Here is a 21847-nt window from a genome sequence, read left to right as displayed (position 1 = left end):
CTGCCGGCGCACACACGCGGCCCTCCGGCGGCGCGCTGAATCAGCTTGCAACAAGCCCCCTACGGGCGGAGTCTTGAAGCCATGATTTATTACGCCATAGGCGACGTACATGGCTGCGCCGCCGAACTCGACCGGCTCCTTGATCTCATAGCGGCCGACGCATCATCGCGAGCGGACGGGCGCGCGTGGCGGATCGTCATGCTCGGCGACTATGTGGACCGCGGGCCCGACAGCAGGGGCGTGATTGAACGGGCCATGGCGCTGGACGCGGACGGCCATGTGGTGCTGCCGGGCAATCATGAACAGCTCATGTTCAATGCGCTGGCGGCGAGAGGCGACCACCGCGAGAGCCGGGCGCAGGACTGGTGGCGCAATGGCGGCGAACAGACGCTGCGCAGCTATGGCGCCGACGCCGGGCCCGGCGGTGAGCTCTGGCGGCGCCTGGACTGCATTCCGGACGCCCATTGTGATTTTCTGCTGACGATTCTCGAGGACCGCTTGGTCTATCACCGCGACGATTCTGACGGGCTGTTCTTCGTCCATGCCGGGGTGCGCCCCCACGATAGGCTGGCCGAGACCGCGCGAGAGGTGCTCTTGTGGTCGCGCCATCCCCGCTTCATGGCCGCCGACGGGGCGCTGTGGGTGGAGGGCTTGCGCGTTGTCCACGGACATACGCCGGTCGAGGCGCCGGCCGTCCACCCGCATCGCGTCGGGCTGGACACAGGCGCGGTCTATGGCGGCCGCCTGAGCGCCGGAGTGTTTGTCGACGGCGCGCTCGAAGCGGTGCTCAGCGTGGCGAGGCTAGCCTAGCGGACCTTTCGCCGCCCACGCGGCGAGTTTTTTTCGGGCCTCGTCGGAGGCCTCGGCCTCCCGGCCGGGGATAATGGAGTGCTTGCGTTTCGTTCCTGGCGCAATGAGCACCAGCAACCAGTCCGAAATGGCGATCAGGTAACCCAGGACCACAAGCGCGCCCACCGGCGCCAGAATGTAGAACAAGGCGCCTTGGACCGCCATCATCCAGCAGAAAAGCAATATCGCGATCCCGACAGCCAACCCGCCCATATGACCCAGCAACGCTTTGTTGTGGGCCGCGCGCATTTCCGCGTTAAGCTTGCCGCAGGCCGGGCAGGGCGCGACGCCCACGCCATTCTCCACAGCGTCCCGGACCTTGGCGTCAAATTTTTCGCTGTCGTATTCGTTTAGCTCAAGCGTATGAAAATAATAGTATTCCGTCTGGCATGCCGTGCAAATCGCATTGCGCCGTAAGTCAGCTTTGAATTTTCTGGCCATAAGATCCCACCCCATGTCACCTTGCTTGAACTTAAGCCGGGTCTGAAGCGCCAGACAAGTCCGCGGGGTAGACCCTGTCGTCCAGGGGCTGTCGTCTAAAGCGCCGCGATGACCCAGTCGCGGGCCGCGTCCAGGGACGAGAAGGCCTGCACCCGCACCGCATAGGGAAAGCTCACCGTCTCGAGCAGCATCAGGGCTTCGTTGCGGGCCTCGCAGGAAACGAAAGCGCAGCGCTTCGGCGCGATTTCGTCCAGCGCCTGCTCGACGGACTCGATGAGATCGGCCGGCGCGTAGGCCGGCGTGGAGCCGCGGGCGTCGAGGATCACCGCATTGACGGCGCGGCCCTGCGTGGCGTGGCGGGTTTTCGCCAGCCCGGCGTCAAGGTCGCCGCAAGTCACAACACCCTGAAAACTTAATGTCAAAAGGCCGGCGCCCGCTTCGAAACTGACGTGGACGGAGCGCGAATGTGTGGAGGCGTCCATGTGGGCAAGGTCTCATGGTGGCTTTTGAATAGGTTCAATTGCAGCCGGGGTATGGGACACGCCCGTGCGTCCGAAAACCCCCGCCTGCAGTGCAGCCGCCATGCAAAAACGCCCGCGCGTTGACGTGGAGACGCGAAAGCCTGATACGTTGTCGCGCCTTGCGGGGGCGCTCCGTGCCGTCAAGCCTGAACTGCGATTCGCTTCATGACCATTCATTTGCACAAGGGCGATCTTCCCGCCGGTCTCGATCTGGGCCGCCGGGTCGCCGTGGACACCGAGACCCAGGGCTTGTCTCTGGTGCGCGACCAGGTCTGCCTGGTGCAGCTGTCGGCCGGGGACGGCGACGCCCATATCGTGCAACCCGACCGGGCGTCCTATGACTGCCCTAATCTCAAGCGCCTGCTGGCCGATGACGGGGTGGAAAAGCTGTTCCACTTCGCCCGCTTCGACGTGGCGGTGTGCCTGCGCGATCTGGGTGTGGAGACCACGCCGGTCTTCTGCACCAAGATCGCCTCGAAACTGGTGCGCACCTATACAGATCGGCACGGGCTGAAGGATGTGGCGCGCGAGATCGCCGGGGTGGAGCTGTCCAAGCAGCAGCAGAGCTCCGACTGGGCCGCCGCAACCCTCACCGACGCTCAGCTCGCCTACGCCGCCTCGGACGTGCTGCACCTGCACGCCATCGCCGACGGGCTCGCCGCGATGCTGGAGCGCGAGGGCCGCATGGATATGGCGCGCGCCTGTTTCGATTTCCTGGCGACCCGCGCCAGGCTGGATCTGGCCGGCTGGCAGGACACCGACATCTTCGCCCATTCGTGACGCGAGAGGCCAATGACCGCCCAGACCGCCGACTTCGCCGAAACGTCCCTGATCGGACAGCGCCGCGCGCGTTCGCTGGCGGGCGCCCGGCGGCGCACCGGCCTGGTGCGGGGTCTGCGGGTCGTGCTGCTGGCGGTCATGGCTGCGCTGGCTCTGAATGCGGTCTTGCAGATCGTGCTGTCCGGATCCGGCCAGCCCGATCAGCCCGCCATCGAGCTGACCGGCGGCGAACGCATCGTCAATCCGCGCTTCGTGGGCCGGGACGAAAGCGGCCAGCCTTTCGTCCTGACAGCCCTGTCGGCGGCGCGCCGCGGCGGCGGTCTGGGCGCGATCGCAGATCTGGATTCGCCCTCGCTGGACTACGCCCTGTTTGAAGCCGACGCCGATCGGGCGTCCCAGGTGCTCGCCGCCACCGGCGTATTCGACGAGACCGAGCAAAGCCTTTTCCTGCGCCGGGACGTGGAGCTGACCACGCGCTCTGGCTACACGCTCAACACCCACTCGGCCCTGATTCGCCTTAATGAAGGCGTGATCAGCGGCGAGGACGGCGTGTACGGCGAAGCGCCCTGGGGGGCGGTGCGCGCCGGACGGTTTGAAGTTCGCGATGACGGCCGCAGGATCGTGCTGGAAAACGGCGTGCGGACCAGGCTTTATATGAACGACGAGGCCGGGGACGCGCCTTGAGGAGGGCCACACCATGTACCGCACCATAATCGCCGCCGCCGTTTGCGGCCTGGTCTTCACAGGCGCCGGGCTGGCGCAGATCGCGCCGCGGGCGCCCGCGTCCGGTCCGATCGACATCAGCGCGACGAACTTTGAAGGGTTCGAACGCGAAGGCCGGCTGGTCTATGAAGGCGATGTCAACGCCGTGCGCGGCGACACGCGCCTGCGCGCCGACCGGCTGGAAGTGTTCTTCGCCCCGCGCGACGGCGGCGGTTTCGGCGGGATTCGGCGGCTCCTGGCCGATGGCGACGTGTTCTACATCACCGGCGCCGAGATCGCCCGGGGCGACAGCGGCGTCTACGATCTGGAAACCGAAACGATCACGCTGGAAGGCTCGGTGGTGCTCACCCAGGGCTGCAACGTGTCCACTGGCGAGCGCCTGGTGGCCGATCTCAACGGCGGCGCGGCGCGACTGACCGGCGGCGGAACCGGCGACACTGAGCGGGTGCGCTCGGTCTTCTTTGAGGACCCCGCCCAGGACGGCGTCATCCCGCAGCCCGGCGAATGTGTGCAGCCGGACGTCCCCGGCGACGGTCCAGAGCCGTTTGACGGCGAGGACGGGCCGGGCGCCGACCTCGCTCCGCCCGCGGACCAGACCGGAAACTGACCGCTTCACCAATTCTTAGCCTCAAGGAGGCCAGTATGGCTGATACGGCGAGCAGGTCGGCCGCGCCCGCGGCCCCGGCGTCCGAGAAAGACGGCGTCCGCGTCGAAGGTCTGGCGAAAAGCTATGGCCGGCGCGCGGTGGTCAAGAACGTGTCCCTGTCGCTGAAACGCGGCGAGGTGGCCGGGCTTCTCGGACCCAACGGCGCGGGCAAGACCACCTGCTTTTACATGATCACCGGCCTGATCAAGGCTGACAGCGGGACGATAATGCTCGACGGCGAGACCATCACGGAGCTGCCCATGTACCAGCGCGCCAGGCTGGGCATCGGCTATCTGCCGCAGGAAGCCTCGATCTTCCGCGGATTGAGCGTCTACGACAATATCGCCGCCGTCGCCGAGATCGTGGAGCCTGACCGAAAGCGCCGTGCGGCGCTGGTGGACCAGCTCATGGAAGAGCTGCACATCGAACACATCAAGGACAGCCCGGCCATGGCGCTCTCCGGGGGCGAACGCCGCCGCGTGGAGATCGCCCGCGCGCTCGCCGCCCAGCCCAGCTTCATGCTGCTGGACGAGCCCTTCGCCGGGATTGATCCTCTGGCCATCGCGGATATCCGCGACCTGATCGAGTATCTGAAAGGCCGCGGTATCGGCATTCTGATCACCGACCATAATGTGCGCGAAACGCTGGAGATCTGCGACCGCGCCACGATCATCCATGACGGCGAGGTCCTGTTTGAAGGCGCGCCGGACGATGTGCGCGGCGACGCGAACGTGCGCCGTTATTATCTCGGCGAGCGGTTTCAGTAGGAGGGGACATGGCGGGGCTCGGACAGAAACTCGAGGCGCGCCAGGGCCAGGGGCTCGTCATGACGCCCCAGCTGCAGCAGGCGATCAAGCTGCTGCAGCTCAACAACATGGAAATCAACGCCTTCGTCGAGGAAGAGCTGGAGCGCAATCCGCTGCTGGAGCGCGACGAGCGCACCGACGCCGCTGAAGCAGAGCGCGCCGACCCGGAAAGCGCCGCGAAGACGGAGTCTGATGAGTTGAGCTTTGACGCGCCGGGCAAGGCCGACGAGGCCTTGGACGCCGACCGCGAGGCCATGTACTCGGATTCCAGGTCCGACATGTCCGGCGCCGACGCCGGCGGATCGGTGGACTGGAGCCGCGCCGGCAAGGGCGGCGGCGGATTTGACGGCGAGGAGTTTGACGCCGCCGCCAATTCCAGCCGCGAGAAGACCCTGCGCGAACACCTGCACGACCAGCTCGCCGTGCTGGCGCTCGCGGCGTCCGACCGCATGATCGCCGCCCATCTCATCGATCTGGCCGAAGACGACGGTTATTTCCGCGCCGATCTGGACGAGACCGCCCAGCGCCTGGGCGTCACGCGCTCGGAGGTGGAGGCGATCCTGGACCGGCTGCAGCAGTTCGAGCCGGCCGGCGTGATGGCGCGCAATCTGCAGGACTGTCTGGCGCTGCAGCTCAAAGACCGCGACCGGCTGGACCCGGCCATGGCCGCCCTGGTGGACAATCTTCCCTTGCTGGCCAAGCATGATTACGCCGCGCTGAAAGCCGCCTGCGAGGTGGACGCCGAAGACCTCACCGACATGATCGCCGAATTAAAGCGCCTGACGCCTAAGCCGGGCCTGGGCTTCGGCTCCGACCCCACCCGCGCCGTGGAGCCTGACGTCACCGTGCGCGAGCGCCCCGACGGCGGCTGGGCGGTGGAGCTGAACACCGACACCCTGCCGCGCGTCCTGATGAACAATCGCTACGCCGCCCAGATCGGCCGCGCCGCGCGCACCGAGGACGAGAAGGTCTTCATCACCCAGTGCGCCCAGAACGCCAGCTGGCTGGTGAAGAGCCTGGACCAGCGCGCGCGCACCATCCTGAAAGTCTCCAGCGAGATCGTGCGCCAGCAGGACGCCTTCTTCGCCAAGGGCGTCGCCTGGCTGCGCCCGCTCAATCTGAAGACCGTCGCCGACGCGGTGGATCTGCACGAGAGCACGGTGAGCCGGGTCACCTCCAACAAATATATCGCCACGCCGCGCGGCCTGTTCGAGCTGAAATACTTCTTCACCTCCTCCATCCCCTCCGCCGACGGCGGCGAGGCCTATTCGGCCGAGGCGGTGCGCTTTCGCATCAAGGCGATGATCGACACCGAAACCGTGGACGAGGTGATGAGCGATGACCGCATCGTGGAACGCCTGCACGCCGACGGCGTCGAGATCGCAAGGCGCACCGTCGCCAAATACCGCGAAGCCATGAACATCCCCTCCAGCGTCCAGCGCCGCCGCGTCATGAAGGGGGTGGGGTAGCGGGCGCTCTGTCCCTCCCCTTCGTTCCACCCTCATCTGCGAGGTGCGACCTCGGACTTGATCCGGGGGAGGCCCGAAGGACCCACTGGATCAAACGCCGTGCGTCCTTCGAGGCTTTTTGCTTTGCAAAAAGACGCCTCAGGATGAGGGAGGTTGGGCGGCTGTGATCTCTGTCCCTCCCCTGGATGGGGAGGGTGTCAGGCGGAGCCTGACGGGTGGGGTGAGGCCGCAGGCGCCCGCGCCAAAACCCCTAAACGCCCCATTCGGCGCGCACGTCCGAATCCCCCTCACCCGCCGCCCGAGCGCCGCGCTCCGCCGCGAACCGGGCGTCATCAAGGCGGGAGAGCGCCCACACCGCCGCGCCGCGCACCAGGGCGCTGTCATCCTCCAGCCGTGGCAGAACCGAAGACACGAGCGCGGAATCGCCGGAATTTCCCAGCGCAATGAGCACGTTGCGGACAAACCGGTCCCGCCCGATCCGCTTGATGGGCGAGCCGCTGAAATACGCCCGGAACGCCGGATCATCCAGCGCCGCCAGCTCTGTGAGCTTCGGCCCCCTCAAGGCGTCGCGCGGGTGGAACGCGGTCTCCTGCGTTACTCGCGCGAACTTGTTCCATGGACACACGGCGAGACAGTCGTCGCAGCCATAGATGCGATTGCCCATGGCGGCGCGAAACTCTTGCGGAATCGGGCCCTTGTGCTCGATGGTGAGGTAGGAGATGCAGCGCCGCGCATCGATCTGGTAGGGCGCGGGAAAGGCGTTGGTGGGGCAGACGTCAAGGCACGCCCGGCACGAGCCGCAATGGTCGGTCTCGGCTTCGTCGGGTTCAAGCTCGGCCTCGGTGAGCATGACGCCGAGAAACAGCCAGGAGCCATAGCGCCGGCTCACCAGATTGGTGTGCTTGCCCTGCCACCCGAGGCCTGATTTCGCCGCCAGCGGCTTTTCCATCAGCGGCGCAGTGTCCACGAACACCTTCACGGCGTGGCCCGTCTCCCCATGAAACGCGCGCGCAAAGCGCTTCAGCCGCTTTTTGATGAGGTCGTGATAATCCTTGTTCTGCGCATAGACGCTGATCGCGGCTTCGTCCTTGCGCTCCAGGATCCTGAGGGGGTCGTCCTCCGGCCCGTAATCGAGCCCCACCACCACCGCCGATTTCGCTTCCGGCCACATGGCGGTGGGCCGCACCCGCCGCTCCAGCGTCTCCGCCATCCACGCCATGGTCCCATGGCGCCCCTCGCCCACAAAGGCGCGCAGGCGATCTTCAGCCTCCCACGCCTCATCGGCCCGGGTGATGCGCGCTTCGGTGAAGCCGGCGTCCAGCGCCAGGGCACGGACGCGTTCGGCGAGGCTCGCCGGAGTCATCTTCTAAAAATCCAGATCCTGATAGCCGTTGGCCGGCGGCATCCCCGGCAAACGGTCGGCGAGCAATCCCCGAAACGCCGGGCGGCACTTGATGCGCTCATACCAGGCCTTCGGGCCGGGAAAATCGTCCCACGGCACATCGCCCAGATAATCGATGCAGGAGAGATGCGCCGCGGCGACAAGATCGGCCAGCGTGTAGCGCGGACCGGCGAGGCCGTCGCGGGCGTCCAGCAAGCCGGTCATGTAATCGAGATGCCAGCGCAGAAAATCGCGCCCCGTGCGGATCGCCTCCATGTCCGGCGCGCCGAGGCCTTGCATGCGCTTTTCCAGCTTCTCATGGAGCAGGAAGGCGTTCACCTCGGCGTCGAACTTGCGGTCGAACCACTGGGCGATGCGGCGCGCCTCGGCGCGCTCCACCGGGCCGCCGGGAAGGAGCGGCGGGTCCGGCTTTATCTCTTCAAGATATTCCAGGATGGCGCGCGCATCGGCGATCGCCGCCCGGCCGCCCGGCGCATCATCCTCCAGCACCGGCGGAACCCCCGCCGGATTGAGCGCGGTGAGGCCTTCCGGCGCCTCCCAGAACTTCCAGCTCTCCAGCTCAAAGCTGAGCTGCTTTTCGCTAAGCGCCAGGCGGACCTGACGCGACCAGGGATCAAGGGGCCAGTGGTGCAAGATGCGCATGGCGCCACCCTAGCCCCGTTCGCGCCCGCGCTTAAGCGGGGCGCGCACTCAGCAGCGTCCCTCACCCTCACCGGGTCCCGGTTTCATCCCCGGACGAAAGGTCCGGGGGGAAGACCGGGATCTACAGCGCTCAAAGAATTAAACGCCATACCAGCCCCGCAGCCCGCTCGGCATTTCACCCCTCAAACGCCGTAGATCCCGGTCTCGCCCCCGGCTTCACGCCGGGGATCGAACCGGGACCCCTCACGCCGGCTTCGGATTCAGCCGCCGCTTCAGGAACGCCACGAACTGGGTCTTCGCCATGGCGGTGGCTTCGCTGTCATAGCGCAGCGAAGACTGCGGGTGATGGTCGGGTTCGTCAAAGGCGTGGGTGACCCCGCCATAGATGGACCAGCGCACTGAGGCGCCGTCTTTTTTGGCCTGTTCAAACACCGCCGCCGCGTCGGCTTCGCTGGCCATGGTGTCGTTCTCCACCAGGATCGCCTCGATAGGGCCGGGCGGCTCAATGGGCTTGCGGCGCACCAGCGCCGGGCCGGAGGCGTAGGGATAGATGAGGAAAACGCCCGTCACGCCCTTGAACGGCGCATCGGGCGCGCGGGTCATCCCGTCGGGCGCCTGGCCCGCATGGTCCAGCGCCAGGGCGTCGAGAATCGCCCACGCGCCGTGGCTCCAGCCGGCCAGCACCAGGCGCTGGGGATCGATGCGCGGATCATCGCGGGCGATGTCCAGCGCGGCGTAGAGATCACCCGCGCGCTCGCGCCCCCACAGCACCCGGCCGGTGCACACCTGGGCCAGCGCCATCTCGTAATCGATCCCGCGCGGGGTAAGGCTGTCGACGATCATCGCCGCGCACCCCGCCTTCACCGCCGCCTCGGCGTAGGCGTGGCTGACCCTTCGCACCCCGCCGCAGCCGTGCAGGAGGATCACCAGCGGATGCGGCCCCTCGCCCGGCGGATAGAGCATGGTGACATAGGGCTCGATCAGGGCGCGCCGGCGCTTGTTCTGCAGCCGCGCCAGATGCCGGCCGGTGAGCCGGCGCCACAGCGTCCACGCGATAAAGCCGGCGAACGCGATGAGGACCGCGCCGAGCCCGCCTGCTATCCAGAACGCCGTTTGCATCACCTGTCCTCACCGGCCGTCCTGCGGGGGCCCTTCGCGCCGGCCTGTCCCGACTAAAGCCCCAGCCGGCCGCCCGGTTCAAGCCGGGTTGAAGCTCAGGCGAAGACCGTGACCATCTGACGGCCCTTGGCGACGCATTGGCCGGCGGTGTTCCAGATCGTCATGTCCTGGGTGGAATGGCCGCCCGCCGCGTGATCGGCCCGCGCCTCCAAAAGCCACCAGCCGTCCTCGGTGCGCGGCGCGTCGCTGAGAAAATCGATCATCCAGGTCATGGAGGAGAGCGGCGCAAACCCGGGCAGCGTCACCGCCACCGCCGGCGGCAGGGCGTCGGCCAGGCACAGAAGCGCGAGGGGATGATCGCGCGAGGCTGGATCGCGGTGGCGCACCCAGCTCAGCTCATAAGGGTTTTTCGACGCCATGAAGGGTCCGGTGTCGCACCTCCAGAGAAACTCCAGCTGGCCGGTGAAGGCCGGTGCTTCCGGGGGAAAAGCCAGCGCCCGCTCGCCGGCCTTCGGCGGCGCCGCTGGCGCGGCGGGGCCGGGCTGGTTCAGCGCGCTCTTGCGGCTCGCGGAGAAGGTAAAGAGGGCTTCGACGCCGGGGCCCTGCTCGCTGGACAGGCGCGCGCGGATGCTGGCGGCGGTGCGGCCGGCGCGCAGCTTTTCAGCCACGACCTCCACCCGCCCGGCGCTGGGGCCGACAAATCCGATCAGGGCGCTGCGTAAGGGACGGCCCTCGGCCAGACGCTCAGCGGCGGCCAGGCAAAGCGCGCTGGTCATGCCGCCATAGCCGGTTCGCCCCTGCGTCCAGGCCTCAGGAAGGTCGAGGCTTAGGCCTTCAGCCGAAAATGACGCGTTTGTAATGGTTTCGGCGAGGGACATGAGAGGCCTTTCGGTGCGGGTAAACAGCGTTCACTCGCCAGCCTACAAACGCGAAAGCGGCTTGGCAAAGCCTTGCGCGCAGGAACGCGATGCTGCAGCGAATATGAACGGGTTGGCCTTTAAGACGCCGCGTTCCACGATTAGATCTTGCTCCATGAACATGACCGCTCTTCTCCTCTCCACGGCCCTGGCTTTCTTCACCGGAGCGCAGGACGCCGCCCCCAAGCTGGCCGAACTGGCCAGGTCGGACGCTTTCGCCATGACCACGGCGCAGGAGACCGACCCCGCAGCCGAATCGCAACCCGGGGATCAAGCCGAGCAGCCCGCCTCCGAGCAGCCCCCCATGGAACAGGCGGTGGAGCCCGAGCGCGAACGTGTTGAACCGCAAGGCGAAACCGAGGCGCTCGATCCTCTGCCCGAACCCGAAGCGGTGGACTCCGCCTCCGCGGAGGTCCAGGCCGATAGCGGCGCCCGCCGGGCGGCCGCCTGGTTTGACGGGCTGGAGACCCTGCGCACGCGCTTTATCCAGACCGCCCCGGATGGAACCCTGAGCGCCGGCGAACTGTCGCTGCAGCGGCCGGGCCGGGCGCGGTTCGACTATGACGATCCTTCACCCATCCTTCTGGTGGCCGACGGCGCCACGGTGGCCATCGCCGACTTCCAGCTGGAGACCATCGACCGGGCGCCCATCCGCAACACGCCCATGCGCTTTTTGTTGAGCGGGACCGATCAACTCTTTGAATCCGTGACCGAAGCCGGGCGCTCGGGCGGACGGCTTTATGTGACGCTGGTGGATCCTGACGCCGAGGTGGACGGGCGCCTGACGCTGGTGTTCGACGACCCAGATCCGTCGGCTCCAGCGGGCGAGATGGCGCTTGCCGGCTGGTTTGCGGTGGACGCCATGGGCGGGCTCACCGAGGTCAACCTCACAGAGCTGGAGCGCGGCGTGAGCTTTGATCCGCGCCTGTTCATCCTGGACGATGAAGACGTCATCGCCGACGATCGCCGCACGCGCCGCCGCTAGGCGTTCAGGGCGAAACGAAGACTGAGAAGCAAAAGGGGCGGTCCGCCGGGGCCGCCCCTTTTGTTTACAGCGCCCACCAGAACAGAAGGCCCGCCAGCGCCAGGCGGTAGAGCACGAAGGGCAGAAAGCCGATCCGGTCCACCACGCGCATGAGCACCGCGATGGCGGCCCAGGCGGCGAAGAAGCTAAGGCCCGCCACGATCAGTCCGTCGGTCAGCGAGGCGCCTGGCGTGGCGCCGCGGGCAAGCTCGATCCCGGCCAGAAGGCCGAAGGCGGCGATCACCGGCACGGCCATGAGCATGGAGAAGCGCGCCGCTTCAGCGCGCGTCATGGACAGGGCGCGCGCCGCGGTCATCGTCACGCCCGACCGGCTGGCGCCGGGGATCAGGGCGAACATCTGGGCGATCCCGACAAGGAACGCGCCCTTGTAGGACAGGGTCTCAGGAGTCTTGATCTGCTTGCAGTAATGGTCGGCGAGCCAGAGCGGCAAGGCGAAGATCAGCGTCGCCCAGGCGATCACCAGAGGATCGCGCAGGGCGTCGGCGAGACCTGAGATATAAAGCACGCCGCCCGCGATCAGCACCGGCGGCGTGGCCGCCGCGATCAGCAGGACCAGCCGTCCGCCTTGCGTGACCCGGCCTTGCAGCAAGGCCAGCTTGCCGGTGACGATCCCGGCGATATCGCGCCGGAAATACACCAGCACCGCCAATAGCGTGCCCAAATGGGCCATGACGTCGATGAGCGGCCCCTGATCGGCGGCGCCCGTCACCTCCGGCGCCAGGATCAGATGGGCCGAGGACGAAATCGGCAGGAATTCGGTGATCCCCTGCACCAGGGCGAGGATCAGGAGCTGGACGAGACCCATGGGCGCCTTACTTGTCGTGAGACTGCAATGCGGCGCAGAGTGCGCCGGAGCGCTCGCCGCGCCAAGACCGCCTTACCGCATTTTCGCAGAACGGCTTGTTTCATGCCCCATGACGCCCTCGACGCCGGCCCCGGCCGGATGCATCCCAGCAAGGCGCGCAAGATCACCGGGCGCGTCACCGCTCTGTCGGTGAGCGTCGCTGCGATGCTGGTGGTCGCCAAGCTCATCGCCTGGTGGCTCTCGGGATCGGTGGCGATGCTGGCCTCTCTGGCTGATTCCGCCCTGGATCTGGCCGCCTCGCTGACCACCTTCTTCGCCGTGCGCTATGCGGCGAGTCCCGCCGATGACGAACACCGCTACGGCCACGGCAAGGCTGAAGCGCTGGCGAGCCTTCTGCAGGGCATGCTTGTGGCGCTGTCAGCCGGGCTCTTGATGCGCGAGGCGGTGGTGCGATTTCTGGATCCCGAGCCGATCTCGGCGACCACAACGGCCCTGTCGGTGATGGGATTGTCCATCGCGCTGACCATCGGCCTTGTCTGGGCTCAGGCCCGCGCGATCAAGCAGACTCAGTCGCTGGCCGTCTCCGGCGACCGGGCGCACTACGTGTCGGACCTCGCCGCCAACGCCGCGGTGATCGTGGGGCTGGTGCTGGCCGGAAGCTTCGGCATGGACCGCGCCGACCCCATCGTCGGCTTCGCGGTGGCGCTGTGGCTGTTCTGGACTGCGTTCGGAGTGGGCAAGAACGCCTATGAGGCGCTGATGGACCGCGAACTGCCCGACGCCGACCGGCGCCGCATCATCGAGCTGGCCGGCGACGATCCCAAGGTTCTGGGCGTGCATCAGCTGCGCACCCGCGCCTCGGGACCCTTCATCCATATCCAGATGCACATGGATCTTGAGCCCGACCAGAGCCTCACCGCCGCCCATGAAATCGTGGTGGGCGCCGAGCGCCGGGTCATGGCCGCCTATCCGGCCGCCGACGTGCTGATCCACCCCGACCCGGAAGGCCGCGCGGAGCCCCATGGCAACCGGTATTTCCGGTCGGAAAGGTCGGCCGACGAAACCGGCGGCGGCGCGCAGGACCGCGCTGAGGCGCCGGCCTCGCAAGACCCCGCGCGCGATTAAGCGGCTTAAATTCAGGTAAATCATTTGGCGAGGCTGCTTCGCGCGGCTAGGCTTGCCCGTTCATGCGAGGGGGAGGATTGCGTGTCGGCCAGGCTGACCTTGGCGCGCGTCCCGTTCGACCACGAACCATCGCCGCGCCACGCGGCCGCAGACAAGAGCGACGCACCATGGAAGCCCTGCAATCCATACTCGGGACCATTGACGGCTTGATCTGGAGCCCGGTTCTGGTCCTGCTGCTGTTCGGGACCGGCCTTTACCTGACGATCGGCCTGAAACTCATGCCGATCTACCGCCTGCCGGCGGCCTTCGCCATGATGTTCTCCAAGCCCAAGGAAGAGGACAAGAGCGAGGGCGAGATCAGTCCGCTGGCCGCCCTGTTCACCGCCCTGTCTGCGACGATCGGCACCGGCAACATCGCCGGCGTCGCGACAGCGATCACGCTGGGCGGTCCCGGCGCGGTGTTCTGGATGTGGATGACGGCGCTTGTGGGCTCGGCCACGAAGTACTCCGAGGCCGTGCTGGCGGTCACATACCGGGAGGTGGATGATCGCGGCGAGCATGTCGGCGGGCCGATGTACTACATCAAGAACGGGCTGGGGAAGAACTGGATCTGGCTGGCCTGGGTGTTCGCGATCTGCACCGCGCTGGCCGCGTTCGGCACCGGCAATCTGGTGCAATCCAACTCCGTGGCGGCCCTGTTTGATTCCAATCTGAACCTTTCGGGCCTGGGCCTGCCTGAGCAGTTCTCACTGTTCGGAAACACCTTCTCCACCACCAAGAATGTCGTCGGGCTGGTCCTGGCGCTGCTGGTTTTCTTCGTGATCGTGGGTGGGGTGAAATCCATCGCCAAGGTCGCCTCAGTTCTCGTACCCTTCATGGCGATCGCCTATGTGGTCGGGTCGATCATCGTTCTGGTGGCCAACGCCGACGCGGTGCCGGCCGCCCTGGGCTCGATCTTCACCGGCGCGTTTTCAGGCAGCGCCGCGGCCGGAGGCTTCATCGGGGCGGCGCTGGCCGCCGCGATCCGCGAGGGCGCCAACCGGGGCAGCTTCTCCAACGAGGCGGGCCTGGGCTCGGCGGCGATCGCCCACGCCAGCGCCCAGACGCGCAACCCTCATCGGCAGGGCTCCATCGCCATGCTGAGCCCCTTCATCGACACCATCGTCGTGTGCACCATGACGGCGCTGGTGATCCTCACCGCGGTGGGCAGCTTCCAGTACAATCCGGCGCGCGCCGCGCTCGGCCAATGCGAGGCGGCGGGCGCTCTCACCGCACCGGAAGGCGGCACGATCGCCGGCCTCTATCTGGCCGCCCCGCAATCGGATCTGCCGGGCCGCGCCGATGCGATTTCCGGCGGCGGCGAGCAGGTGCTTGCAGCCCTGCAGGCCTGTCAGGCCTCGGGCGTCGAGATTGAGCCCCTGGCCTTTGATGCGGCGGTGGACGCGAGCGTGCTCGCCGAGACCGAGCGGGTCTGGCAGTCGGGCATCGCTTCGGCGGCCGACGTCACCGCGCAGTCCTTCGGCGCGGCGCTTCCGGGCGGAGAATGGATCGTCACGATCGGTTTGATGGTGTTCGCTTTCACCACGATCCTCGGCTGGGCGCTCTATGGCGAACGCGCGCTGGAGTTCATGGCCGGCACCAGGCCGATCTTCGCCTACCGGGTGATGTGGTGCGTTGTGGTGTTCGTGGGGGCGGTCTGGACCAATGATCTGGCCTGGACGGTGGCCTCCATCGGAAACGGCATGATGGCGGCGCCCAACCTGCTCGCCCTCCTGCTTCTGTCGGGCACAGTCTTCGCCATCGCCAAACGCCATGGCGCGCGGCCGGGCGACAAGGGCGGCCACAAGCTGGAGGAGAGCGAGACGCCGACCCCGGCGCCCGCCGCCTCCGACGACATCCCGGAACCGCCCAAGTCCTGAGGCGGCGCGGAGCGCCGGATCGTCAGCCAATAAGGGGCCGCAGCGCAATGCGCATGCGGCCTCTTTTCCTTTTCGCGCCTTGCAGTAATCTCGCTTGCAATATTTCTGACAAAGAGCGCGGGGGAATGGGGTGTCTCAGTTCATACAGGGGCTTACGGCCCTGATCGATAACGTGTCCAACTTCATCTGGGGCGGCACGTGGAACGGCGCGCAGCTTCTGCCCGTCGGCATTCTCGCCGTGGTGCTTCTGGGCACCGGGCTTTATTTCATGCTGCGTCTGGGATTCCGGCCGCTGCGGCGCTTCGTTCCGGCGCTGAGCGAGCTCTGGGCCGGCCGAAAAGCCCAAGGCAAGGACGGCGACATCACGCCGTGGCAGGCGCTCTCCACCGCGCTGTCGGGACAGGTGGGCACCGGCAACCTGGCCGGCGTCGCCACCGCGATCTCGCTTGGCGGCCCGGGCGCCATCTTCTGGATGTGGTTGACGGCCATTCTCGGCATGGCGGCGGCGTTCGCCGAATCCAGCCTGGCGGTGAAATACCGCGAAACCCACGCCGACGGCCGCATCCATGGCGGACCGATGTACTACATCAAGAACGGCCTCAACAAAGGCAAGGCGGGCCTTGGCGGCGCGTTCGGCTGGCTTGCGGGCCTGTTCTGCATCGGCACGCTGGTGTCGGCGGTGGCCACCGGCGGCATGATCCAGGCGAACTCCATCACCGAATCGGTGACCCAGACCGGGCTGGAGCTGGGCGTGTCGGTCCCGCAATGGGGGATCGGCCTGGTCCTGGCCTCTCTGGTCTTCCTTGTGATCATCGGGGGAATCAAGTCCATCGGCTCTGTGGCCGGCAAGGTGGTGCCCTTCATGGCGCTCTTCTACGTGCTGTGCGCCCTGGTCGTGCTGATCCTGCATTACGACAAGGTTCCGGGCGCCTTTGCGACGATCTTCTCCTACGCCTTCGGGTTCGAGCAGGCGGTGGGCGGCGCGGCCGGATACGGCGTGCTGCAGGCGATCCGTTACGGGGTGGCGCGCGGCCTGTTCTCCAACGAGGCCGGCCAAGGTTCTGCGCCCATCGCCCACGCGGCGGCGCAGACCAAGAGTCCGGTGGCCCAGGGCGAGATCGCCATGATCGGCGTGTTCATCGACACCATTGTGATCTGCACAATGACCGCCCTGGTGATCCTGGTCTCAACCGGCGCCTATCCCGGCCCGGACGGAACGGTTGTGGAGTACGCTTGGCAATCCACGCTGAACTCCGCGGCGATCACCACCTCCGCCTTCGCCAACGGGATACCGGGCGGACAATGGGTGATCTCGGTGTCGCTGGCGCTGTTCGCCTTCACCACCATCATCGGCTGGAGTTATTACGCCCAGCAGGCCGCCAGCTATCTGTTCGGCGACTGGACCTCCACACCGATCCGCTATGTCTGGGTGCTGGTGGTGTTCGCCGGGTGCATGGTGACCGATACCGTGACGCTGTGGCGCTTCGGCGATATCGCAAACGCCTCCATGGCCTTCCCGAACCTTCTGGCCATCCTGTTCCTCTCCGGCGTCGTCGCCATGATGGCGCGCGAGGCCGACGAGAAACTCAAGCGGGGCGAATCGATCATCACCTGATCGTCTGACCGGAGCGCAGGGAGACCGGGGCGCGGGAGCCATCTCGCGCCCCTTTTTCTTGCAGGGTGAGCGGGGTCGTCGGGTGCGCTCGCGCTCACACCTGCCAACGTGAAAACGCCGCCTCCACCAGCGCCTCCAGCGCCGTCCAGCCTTTATAAGCCCGCCCTTCAGGCCCCAGCGCGCGCCAGGCCTGCGCGAGAACCGCACGGTCGCCGTGCGCCAAGGCCGAGAGCGGATCCAGGCAGACCCGGATCGTGAACAGCACTGCGCGGGTTTGCGGCAGGCGGGCAATCGTCTGGCGCTCCACCCGCAGATGCAGCAGGTCCAGCGCCGCCTCAGGGTCAGCGCGGGCGGCGAGGGCGCGCAGGGGCGCTGCGTCCGGCGTGAACCGCTCCGGCCCCGCCTGGAGCGTCCAGTTGAACCGCTCCAAGACCAGACCGGCGCGCACATTATCGAAAACGCGTGCGATGCGGGACGCCAGGCGCGCACCGTCCGGCACCGGGCCGTGCAGGGCGCGAAGATCGTGGCCGAAGACGTCATCGATGGAGAAGAAAGTCGGCGCAGTCAGGGTCAGCGCGCTGCAGATCCACAGCCCGTCCACATGCTCCATCACCACAAGATCATCGCTGATGAGATGGGACGCCGCTCTGAGGTCACCGGTGCGCGACGCGCCGAGGGCGGCCTCCACCGCCAGCGCCGCCTCCGACGCGGCCGGGACGCCCGCTCCCGCCTGGCGAACCACAAGATCAGGCTGCGCCAGAAGGCCAGCCTTCCAGTCCAGCACGCGGGCCTCAGTGTCCGGGGCAAGCCAGATCGCCGGATCGATGGGCGCCAGCGCCGGCGTGAAGCGCGGCGCGCCGGCGCGGAAAGGTGTGTGAGGCGGACGCCTCACCGGCGCCGATCAAGAAAGGGTAGGTCGCGGGCGATCCGCGCCAGACCCCAGGCGAGCGCCAGCCCGATCGCGATCCCCACCGCGTCCGCCACCAGATCCGACACCGACGCCACCCGGCCCACCATTGCGGTCGCCTGGGCCAGCTCGATGGCGAGGCCGTACCCCAGTGCGATAACTGCGATAATCCAGCGCGACGCGCTCGGCCAGCCGCAGCTCGCCAGAAGTGCGATGGCGGCGAAGGCCGCGGCGTGGTCAAGCTTGTCCCAGCCCACCAGGGTGGGCGGCCCCGATGCGCCCGGGATCATGGCGATCAAGCCCACTACGCCAGCGACAATTACGGCGGACGCCCGCCCTTCGCGCTGCGTCAGCAGAGAGGGGCGCCGCCCGCCTTGCCCGCCGGGGGCCGGCTTTTTAGGGTGGCGGCCTGATCTTGAAGAGGAATCGCCTGTCATGACCGACCTTCTAGCTGATCTCCGCGCCCTTGCCGAACCCCGTTTCGACTGGACGCGCGAGGAGGTGCGGGCGATACACGACGCACCGTTCAACGATCTGATCTTCGCCGCCCAGAGCCTGCATCGCCTTGTGCACAAGCCCAACAAGGTTCAAAAATCGCGCCTTCTGTCGATCAAGACCGGCGGCTGCGCGGAAGATTGCGGCTATTGCAATCAGTCGGCCCATTTCGACACCGGGCTGAAGGCCTCCAAGCTCATGGACCCCGATGACGTCGAGACCAAGGCGCGCGAAGCCCGCGACGGCGGCGCGACGCGGTTCTGCATGGGCGCGGCCTGGCGCGAGCTGAAGGAGCGCGACGAGCCGAAAATCGTCGAGATGATCCAGCGGGTCAAAGCGCTGGGCATGGAGACCTGCATGACGCTGGGCATGCTCGCGGATGGTCAGGCGGAGCGGCTGGCCGAGGCCGGGCTGGACTTCTACAACCATAATCTGGACAGCTCGCCGGAATACTATCAGAAAATCATCACCACCCGCACCTGGGACGACCGCATCGCGACGCTGGCTCGCGTGCGCGCGGCGGGCATCCAGATCTGCTGCGGCGGCATTATCGGCATGGGCGAAAGCCGCGAGGACCGGATCGGCCTTCTGGCTGAGCTTGCCGGTCTGAGCCCTCACCCTGAAAGCGTGCCGATCAATCATCTGGTGGACGTCGCCAACACACCGCTTTCGGGATCCGCGCCGCTGGACGGGCTGGAGTTCGTGCGCGCCATAGCGACTGCCCGCCTGATCATGCCCGGAAGCGTGGTGCGTCTCTCGGCGGGCCGCGAATCCATGAGCAAGGAGCTGCAGGCGCTCTGCTTCCTGGCCGGGGCCGGATCGATTTTCGTGGGCGAGGAATTGCTCACCACGCCCAATCCGGAAATCGCGTCAGATAGCGCCCTGTTTTCCGATCTGGGGCTGGAGCCCGATGCGCCGGACGCCGCCCGCCGGGCCGGCGCGCCGGTTCACGCGGCGCGCAGCTAGAGCGTTTTCAGCGAAAGTGGGTACCGGTTTCGCGGTTCGAAAAGGCGACAAGCCGAAGAGTTAGAGCGATATTGGTCGATCAGAATCGACCGAAATAGCTCTAGCGCGAGGGCCAAGACGAAAGATTGCAGATCAGGCCGAGGCGCCGCGCACCGGCAGGTTCAGCTCCGGCGCGGCGTGCTCGGATGCGGCTTTCAGCGGCAGGTGACAGGTGACGCGCGTGCCTTCTCCCGGCGCGCTTTCCAGCGCCACCCAGCCGCCGTGCAAACGCACGATGTCGTTGACCAGCGCCAGGCCCAGCCCGGCGCCGCCCCCATCGCCGCGCTCAAAGCGTTCAAAGATCGTCGCCTGACGATCCGGCGCGATCCCCGCACCGTCATCGGCGACCCACAGCACCGCCTCTTCACCGTCGGCGTCCGCGCCGATCTCCACCGCGCCGCCAGCCTCGATATGATCCAGCGCATTGGTCAGAAGGTTATAGAGCACCTGCTTGAGGCGCTTGGAATCGGCGCGCGCCAGCGGCAGGTCCTCGCCGGCGGAGACAGCGAGCTTCACCCCGGCATGGTCGGCGCGCGTGACGATCAGGGCCGCGCTCTCCTCGCACAATTGCTTCAGCGCCACATCGCCCAGCTCCAGCTCCAGCTGGCCGGCGTCGATGGCGGCGATGTCGAGAATGTCGTCGATCAGCTTGCCCAGCTGGCCTGACGCCGACTGGATGGCGCCCATGTGCTCGGCCTGACGCTCGGACAGCTCGCCGGCGAAGCCCCCCGCCAGAAGATCGGCATAGCCGTGAATGGTCGTCAGCGGCGTGCGCAGCTGATAGCTCACATGCTCCACAAACTCCGTCTTGATGCGCTCGGACGCCTCCAGCGCCTCGGCCCGGTCGCGCAGGGCCGCCTCGATGCGGCGAGAGTCGGTGATGTCGTCCCAGGCGATGAGCGTCGCGCCGTCGGGCAGCGGCCGCGTGAGGAAGGTGAGGACCGAGCCGTCCTTGCGCTTGATCTCGCCGGTAACCGGCTTGCGGCTTTCCGGGCTGGGATCGGTGATGCGCGCCTTCAGCGTCTCCCAGGCGGTCTTGTCGGGAAAGAGCCTGGCGCAAACCTCGGCAACCTCTTCAAAGCGGGCGGAGTCCAGCGTTTCGGGATCGAGCTTCCAAAGCCCCTCAAATGCGGCGTTGCGCAGTTTCAGACGCCCGTCAGACCCGAACACGGCTACCGCCTCATGCAGCTTGTCCAGCGTCGCGCGCTGCACCTTGATGAGGGTGTTGTAGCGCGCCTGCAGAGCCAGCTGGTCGGTCATGTCCTCAAAGATCATCAAGAGGCCGCCCAGCGGATGGCGCTGGCGCACGACGCGCAGGGTGCGTCCGTCGGCCAGCGGCCACAGCTCGTCCGGGGTCTGGGCGCCGGGCGTGGCCTCGTAATGGGACAATTCCTGCCCGCGCCATTTGGAGTAATCGAGCTGCTCGGGCAGGCGGCGGCGCTCGCGCAGGCGGTCCAGAAGCGCGCCGTGGGCCGGCCGGTCGTTGAGGAAGGCCTCCTCCAGACCGAACAGCTCGGCGAAGGCGCGATTATAAAACACCAGGCGCTTGGTCCGGTCGAAGATCGCGACCGATTCCGCCATGTGGTTCAGCGTCTCGTCATGGGCCTGGCGAAAGCGCTTGAGCGCGGCCTTGGACTCCTCGCCATCGGTGACGTCCACTGCAGCCCCCGCCGCGCCGCCATTGATCGGATAGCTGACGAAGCGGATCAGCCGGCGGGCGCCGCCGATCACCGCGCCGCGCACCGCTTCTGCTGGCTCTCCAGCTTTCAGCGCCTCGCGCGCCTGATCGACGATGGCCGGCTCGATCATCAGCTGGCGCTCCAGAACGTCGGCGACATCCCGGGCCTCCACCGCCGCCACATAGGCCGCGTTGACCCAGATCAGGCGCCCCGCGGCATTCATCCGCCAGGCCGGCGCGGGATGGCGCGCCAGCATGTCCAGATAGGCCAGCGGATCCTCGCCCCCGACCCGGCGCGCCTCGTCGATACGGCCCTGGGCCCCGGTTTCGGCCAGTCCGCGCACCGCGTTGTCGGTGAGCCAGAGGACGAGCTGTCGCCCGGCGGGACGGCCGTCAGCCTCGATGAAGCGGCCTGACGGCCCGGAAATCGTCAACGAGAACGGCTTGCCGTCCTTCATCAGCGTCTGCATGCGCTGGCGCAGGGTGGTCGTCTGGCCGTCGGCGCCGCGGGCTTCGAAATCAGCCAGCCCGTCGAGGATCTCACGGCCCGCATCGCCGCTCTTGGCCGCGCCCTGCCCCAGATCGGCGAACTGCACCATGGCGGCCAGCGCCGACGGGCTGCCGTTGATCGCCGGCGCCGACCAGTCCGTTGCGTCGGGGTTCGGCGGGGTCTCCCATACCAGGACAAGGCCCGGATGGGCGGCGAAAACGCTTTGGGCCCGCGCCAGACGGTCATCCATCTGGGAGAGTTTCTCGCGCCAGGCGCGCCGCGCGCCCCTTGCTCCGGTGGTGAGCCGGAAGGCCCAGACGGCCGCAGCCACGGCGAAGGCGACCGCCCCGGTGGTGACGATCAGGGTGGCCAGTTGAACCGGCTCAACTGCCTGCATGGCGTGCCCATCCCTGTTTTCGCGCTCCCGCCCCCGGCGATGGGGCGTGCG

21 protein-coding genes are annotated in these 21847 nt (G+C 67.3%); 11 read left to right on the top strand and 10 right to left on the bottom strand.

Features of this window, described 5'->3' with window-relative positions:
• Positions 1-81 precede the first annotated feature (81 nt).
• The gene (locus tag ACWCOP_RS00380; RefSeq protein WP_478249222.1) at positions 82-810 is read left to right on the top strand and encodes a metallophosphoesterase family protein; all 729 of its coding nucleotides are present in this window, start codon (positions 82-84) and stop codon (positions 808-810) included.
• Here the strand turns inward: ACWCOP_RS00380 and ACWCOP_RS00375 are convergent.
• Together ACWCOP_RS00375 and ACWCOP_RS00370 are read right to left on the bottom strand one after the other, a co-directional pair.
• A complete protein-coding gene (locus ACWCOP_RS00375; RefSeq protein WP_478249221.1) occupies positions 802-1290 on the bottom strand; it encodes a hypothetical protein in 489 nt (162 codons plus the stop codon). The two genes, ACWCOP_RS00380 and ACWCOP_RS00375, sit on opposite strands and share 9 nt — an antisense overlap.
• 95 nt (positions 1291-1385) lie before the next feature.
• Entirely contained in the window at positions 1386-1772 is a 387-nt protein-coding gene (locus ACWCOP_RS00370; RefSeq protein ID WP_478249220.1) for a hypothetical protein, read from the bottom strand.
• Between the two features lie 204 nt (positions 1773-1976).
• On the opposite strand from ACWCOP_RS00370, the gene ACWCOP_RS00365 reads away from it, so the two are divergent.
• Genes ACWCOP_RS00365 through rpoN form a run of 5 tightly spaced genes read left to right on the top strand, consistent with a single transcriptional unit; the run spans position 1977 to position 6235 of the window.
• Positions 1977-2591: a ribonuclease D gene (locus tag ACWCOP_RS00365; RefSeq protein ID WP_478249218.1), complete on the top strand. Its 615-nt coding sequence runs from the start codon at positions 1977-1979 to the stop codon at positions 2589-2591.
• A gap of 12 nt (positions 2592-2603) precedes the next feature.
• Positions 2604-3275 carry an LPS export ABC transporter periplasmic protein LptC gene (gene lptC / locus ACWCOP_RS00360; protein ID WP_478249217.1) on the top strand — a complete coding sequence of 224 codons (672 nt, stop codon included), beginning with the start codon at positions 2604-2606 and terminating at the stop codon, positions 3273-3275.
• Between the two features lie 13 nt (positions 3276-3288).
• Positions 3289-3921: an LptA/OstA family protein gene (locus ACWCOP_RS00355; RefSeq protein WP_478249216.1), complete on the top strand. Its 633-nt coding sequence runs from the start codon at positions 3289-3291 to the stop codon at positions 3919-3921.
• A gap of 35 nt (positions 3922-3956) precedes the next feature.
• A complete protein-coding gene (lptB, locus tag ACWCOP_RS00350) occupies positions 3957-4727 on the top strand; it encodes an LPS export ABC transporter ATP-binding protein (RefSeq protein ID WP_478249214.1) in 771 nt (256 codons plus the stop codon).
• Between the two features lie 8 nt (positions 4728-4735).
• Complete coding sequence (rpoN, locus tag ACWCOP_RS00345) at positions 4736-6235, top strand: RNA polymerase factor sigma-54 (protein ID WP_478249213.1); 1500 nt, start codon at positions 4736-4738, stop codon at positions 6233-6235.
• A 250-nt stretch (positions 6236-6485) separates the two neighbouring features.
• Here the strand turns inward: rpoN and queG are convergent, their stop codons facing one another.
• The 4 genes from queG to ACWCOP_RS00325 form a co-directional block, all read right to left on the bottom strand.
• Entirely contained in the window at positions 6486-7598 is a 1113-nt protein-coding gene (gene queG, locus ACWCOP_RS00340; protein WP_478249211.1) for a tRNA epoxyqueuosine(34) reductase QueG, read from the bottom strand.
• Between the two features lie 3 nt (positions 7599-7601).
• Positions 7602-8279 (bottom strand): FtsZ-binding protein FzlA, encoded by a 678-nt coding sequence (gene fzlA, locus ACWCOP_RS00335; RefSeq protein ID WP_478249210.1) that lies wholly within the window; start codon positions 8277-8279, stop codon positions 7602-7604.
• A 243-nt stretch (positions 8280-8522) separates the two neighbouring features.
• Complete coding sequence (locus tag ACWCOP_RS00330) at positions 8523-9398, bottom strand: dienelactone hydrolase family protein (RefSeq protein WP_478249208.1); 876 nt, start codon at positions 9396-9398, stop codon at positions 8523-8525.
• A 95-nt stretch (positions 9399-9493) separates the two neighbouring features.
• Entirely contained in the window at positions 9494-10276 is a 783-nt protein-coding gene (locus ACWCOP_RS00325) for a thioesterase family protein (RefSeq protein ID WP_478249207.1), read from the bottom strand.
• Positions 10277-10430: 154 nt separating this feature from the next.
• Here ACWCOP_RS00325 and ACWCOP_RS00320 point away from each other — a divergent pair, with 154 nt between their 5' ends.
• Positions 10431-11300 carry a LolA family protein gene (locus tag ACWCOP_RS00320; protein ID WP_478249205.1) on the top strand — a complete coding sequence of 290 codons (870 nt, stop codon included), beginning with the start codon at positions 10431-10433 and terminating at the stop codon, positions 11298-11300.
• A 64-nt stretch (positions 11301-11364) separates the two neighbouring features.
• On the opposite strand, the gene ACWCOP_RS00315 is transcribed toward ACWCOP_RS00320, so the two are convergent.
• Positions 11365-12165 (bottom strand): undecaprenyl-diphosphate phosphatase, encoded by an 801-nt coding sequence (locus ACWCOP_RS00315; RefSeq protein WP_478249204.1) that lies wholly within the window; start codon positions 12163-12165, stop codon positions 11365-11367.
• Positions 12166-12267: 102 nt separating this feature from the next.
• Here ACWCOP_RS00315 and ACWCOP_RS00310 point away from each other — a divergent pair, with 102 nt between their 5' ends.
• From ACWCOP_RS00310 to ACWCOP_RS00300, 3 genes are all read left to right on the top strand, one after another.
• Positions 12268-13290 (top strand): cation diffusion facilitator family transporter, encoded by a 1023-nt coding sequence (locus tag ACWCOP_RS00310; protein ID WP_478249201.1) that lies wholly within the window; start codon positions 12268-12270, stop codon positions 13288-13290.
• Between the two features lie 167 nt (positions 13291-13457).
• Positions 13458-15209: an alanine/glycine:cation symporter family protein gene (locus ACWCOP_RS00305; RefSeq protein WP_478249200.1), complete on the top strand. Its 1752-nt coding sequence runs from the start codon at positions 13458-13460 to the stop codon at positions 15207-15209.
• Positions 15210-15351: 142 nt separating this feature from the next.
• On the top strand, positions 15352-16824 hold the full coding sequence (locus ACWCOP_RS00300; RefSeq protein WP_478250705.1) for an alanine/glycine:cation symporter family protein: 1473 nt from the start codon (positions 15352-15354) through the stop codon (positions 16822-16824).
• 94 nt (positions 16825-16918) lie between these two features.
• Here the strand turns inward: ACWCOP_RS00300 and ACWCOP_RS00295 are convergent, their stop codons facing one another.
• Both ACWCOP_RS00295 and ACWCOP_RS00290 read right to left on the bottom strand, forming a co-directional pair.
• The gene (locus ACWCOP_RS00295) at positions 16919-17716 is read right to left on the bottom strand and encodes a heme-dependent oxidative N-demethylase subunit alpha family protein (protein WP_478249199.1); all 798 of its coding nucleotides are present in this window, start codon (positions 17714-17716) and stop codon (positions 16919-16921) included.
• The gene (locus ACWCOP_RS00290; protein ID WP_478250704.1) at positions 17713-18021 is read right to left on the bottom strand and encodes a VanZ family protein; all 309 of its coding nucleotides are present in this window, start codon (positions 18019-18021) and stop codon (positions 17713-17715) included. The genes ACWCOP_RS00295 and ACWCOP_RS00290 overlap by 4 nt, the downstream gene beginning before the upstream one ends.
• A 145-nt stretch (positions 18022-18166) precedes the next feature.
• On the opposite strand from ACWCOP_RS00290, the gene bioB reads away from it, so the two are divergent.
• Entirely contained in the window at positions 18167-19192 is a 1026-nt protein-coding gene (gene bioB / locus ACWCOP_RS00285) for a biotin synthase BioB (protein ID WP_478249198.1), read from the top strand.
• 132 nt (positions 19193-19324) lie between these two features.
• Here bioB and ACWCOP_RS00280 read toward each other — a convergent pair whose 3' ends face one another.
• Positions 19325-21796 (bottom strand): sensor histidine kinase, encoded by a 2472-nt coding sequence (locus tag ACWCOP_RS00280; protein WP_478249197.1) that lies wholly within the window; start codon positions 21794-21796, stop codon positions 19325-19327.
• Positions 21797-21847 lie beyond the last annotated feature (51 nt).

The organism is Apolloniradiicaulis salifontis, assembly GCF_053756655.1.
The sequence above is the reverse complement of the archived record's forward strand: the minus strand, read 5'-3'. Positions and strand labels throughout refer to the sequence as shown.

Bases quoted from the DNA above. Each gene is read 5' to 3' on its own strand.
- lptB (WP_478249214.1), top strand. From the start codon at position 3,957: ATGGCTGATACGGCGAGCAGGTCGGCCGCGCCCGCGGCCCCGGCGTCC.
- ACWCOP_RS00325 (WP_478249207.1), bottom strand. From the start codon at position 10,276: ATGTCCCTCGCCGAAACCATTACAAACGCGTCATTTTCGGCTGAAGGC.
- ACWCOP_RS00365 (WP_478249218.1), top strand. From the start codon at position 1,977: ATGACCATTCATTTGCACAAGGGCGATCTTCCCGCCGGTCTCGATCTG.
- ACWCOP_RS00290 (WP_478250704.1), bottom strand. From the start codon at position 18,021: ATGATCCCGGGCGCATCGGGGCCGCCCACCCTGGTGGGCTGGGACAAG.
- ACWCOP_RS00305 (WP_478249200.1), top strand. From the start codon at position 13,458: ATGGAAGCCCTGCAATCCATACTCGGGACCATTGACGGCTTGATCTGG.
- ACWCOP_RS00330 (WP_478249208.1), bottom strand. From the start codon at position 9,398: ATGCAAACGGCGTTCTGGATAGCAGGCGGGCTCGGCGCGGTCCTCATC.
- ACWCOP_RS00310 (WP_478249201.1), top strand. From the start codon at position 12,268: ATGCCCCATGACGCCCTCGACGCCGGCCCCGGCCGGATGCATCCCAGC.
- ACWCOP_RS00370 (WP_478249220.1), bottom strand. From the start codon at position 1,772: ATGGACGCCTCCACACATTCGCGCTCCGTCCACGTCAGTTTCGAAGCG.
- ACWCOP_RS00280 (WP_478249197.1), bottom strand. From the start codon at position 21,796: ATGCAGGCAGTTGAGCCGGTTCAACTGGCCACCCTGATCGTCACCACC.
- bioB (WP_478249198.1), top strand. From the start codon at position 18,167: ATGACCGACCTTCTAGCTGATCTCCGCGCCCTTGCCGAACCCCGTTTC.
- ACWCOP_RS00320 (WP_478249205.1), top strand. From the start codon at position 10,431: ATGAACATGACCGCTCTTCTCCTCTCCACGGCCCTGGCTTTCTTCACC.
- rpoN (WP_478249213.1), top strand. From the start codon at position 4,736: ATGGCGGGGCTCGGACAGAAACTCGAGGCGCGCCAGGGCCAGGGGCTC.
- ACWCOP_RS00375 (WP_478249221.1), bottom strand. From the start codon at position 1,290: ATGGCCAGAAAATTCAAAGCTGACTTACGGCGCAATGCGATTTGCACG.
- lptC (WP_478249217.1), top strand. From the start codon at position 2,604: ATGACCGCCCAGACCGCCGACTTCGCCGAAACGTCCCTGATCGGACAG.
- queG (WP_478249211.1), bottom strand. From the start codon at position 7,598: ATGACTCCGGCGAGCCTCGCCGAACGCGTCCGTGCCCTGGCGCTGGAC.
- ACWCOP_RS00355 (WP_478249216.1), top strand. From the start codon at position 3,289: ATGTACCGCACCATAATCGCCGCCGCCGTTTGCGGCCTGGTCTTCACA.
- ACWCOP_RS00380 (WP_478249222.1), top strand. From the start codon at position 82: ATGATTTATTACGCCATAGGCGACGTACATGGCTGCGCCGCCGAACTC.
- ACWCOP_RS00315 (WP_478249204.1), bottom strand. From the start codon at position 12,165: ATGGGTCTCGTCCAGCTCCTGATCCTCGCCCTGGTGCAGGGGATCACC.
- fzlA (WP_478249210.1), bottom strand. From the start codon at position 8,279: ATGCGCATCTTGCACCACTGGCCCCTTGATCCCTGGTCGCGTCAGGTC.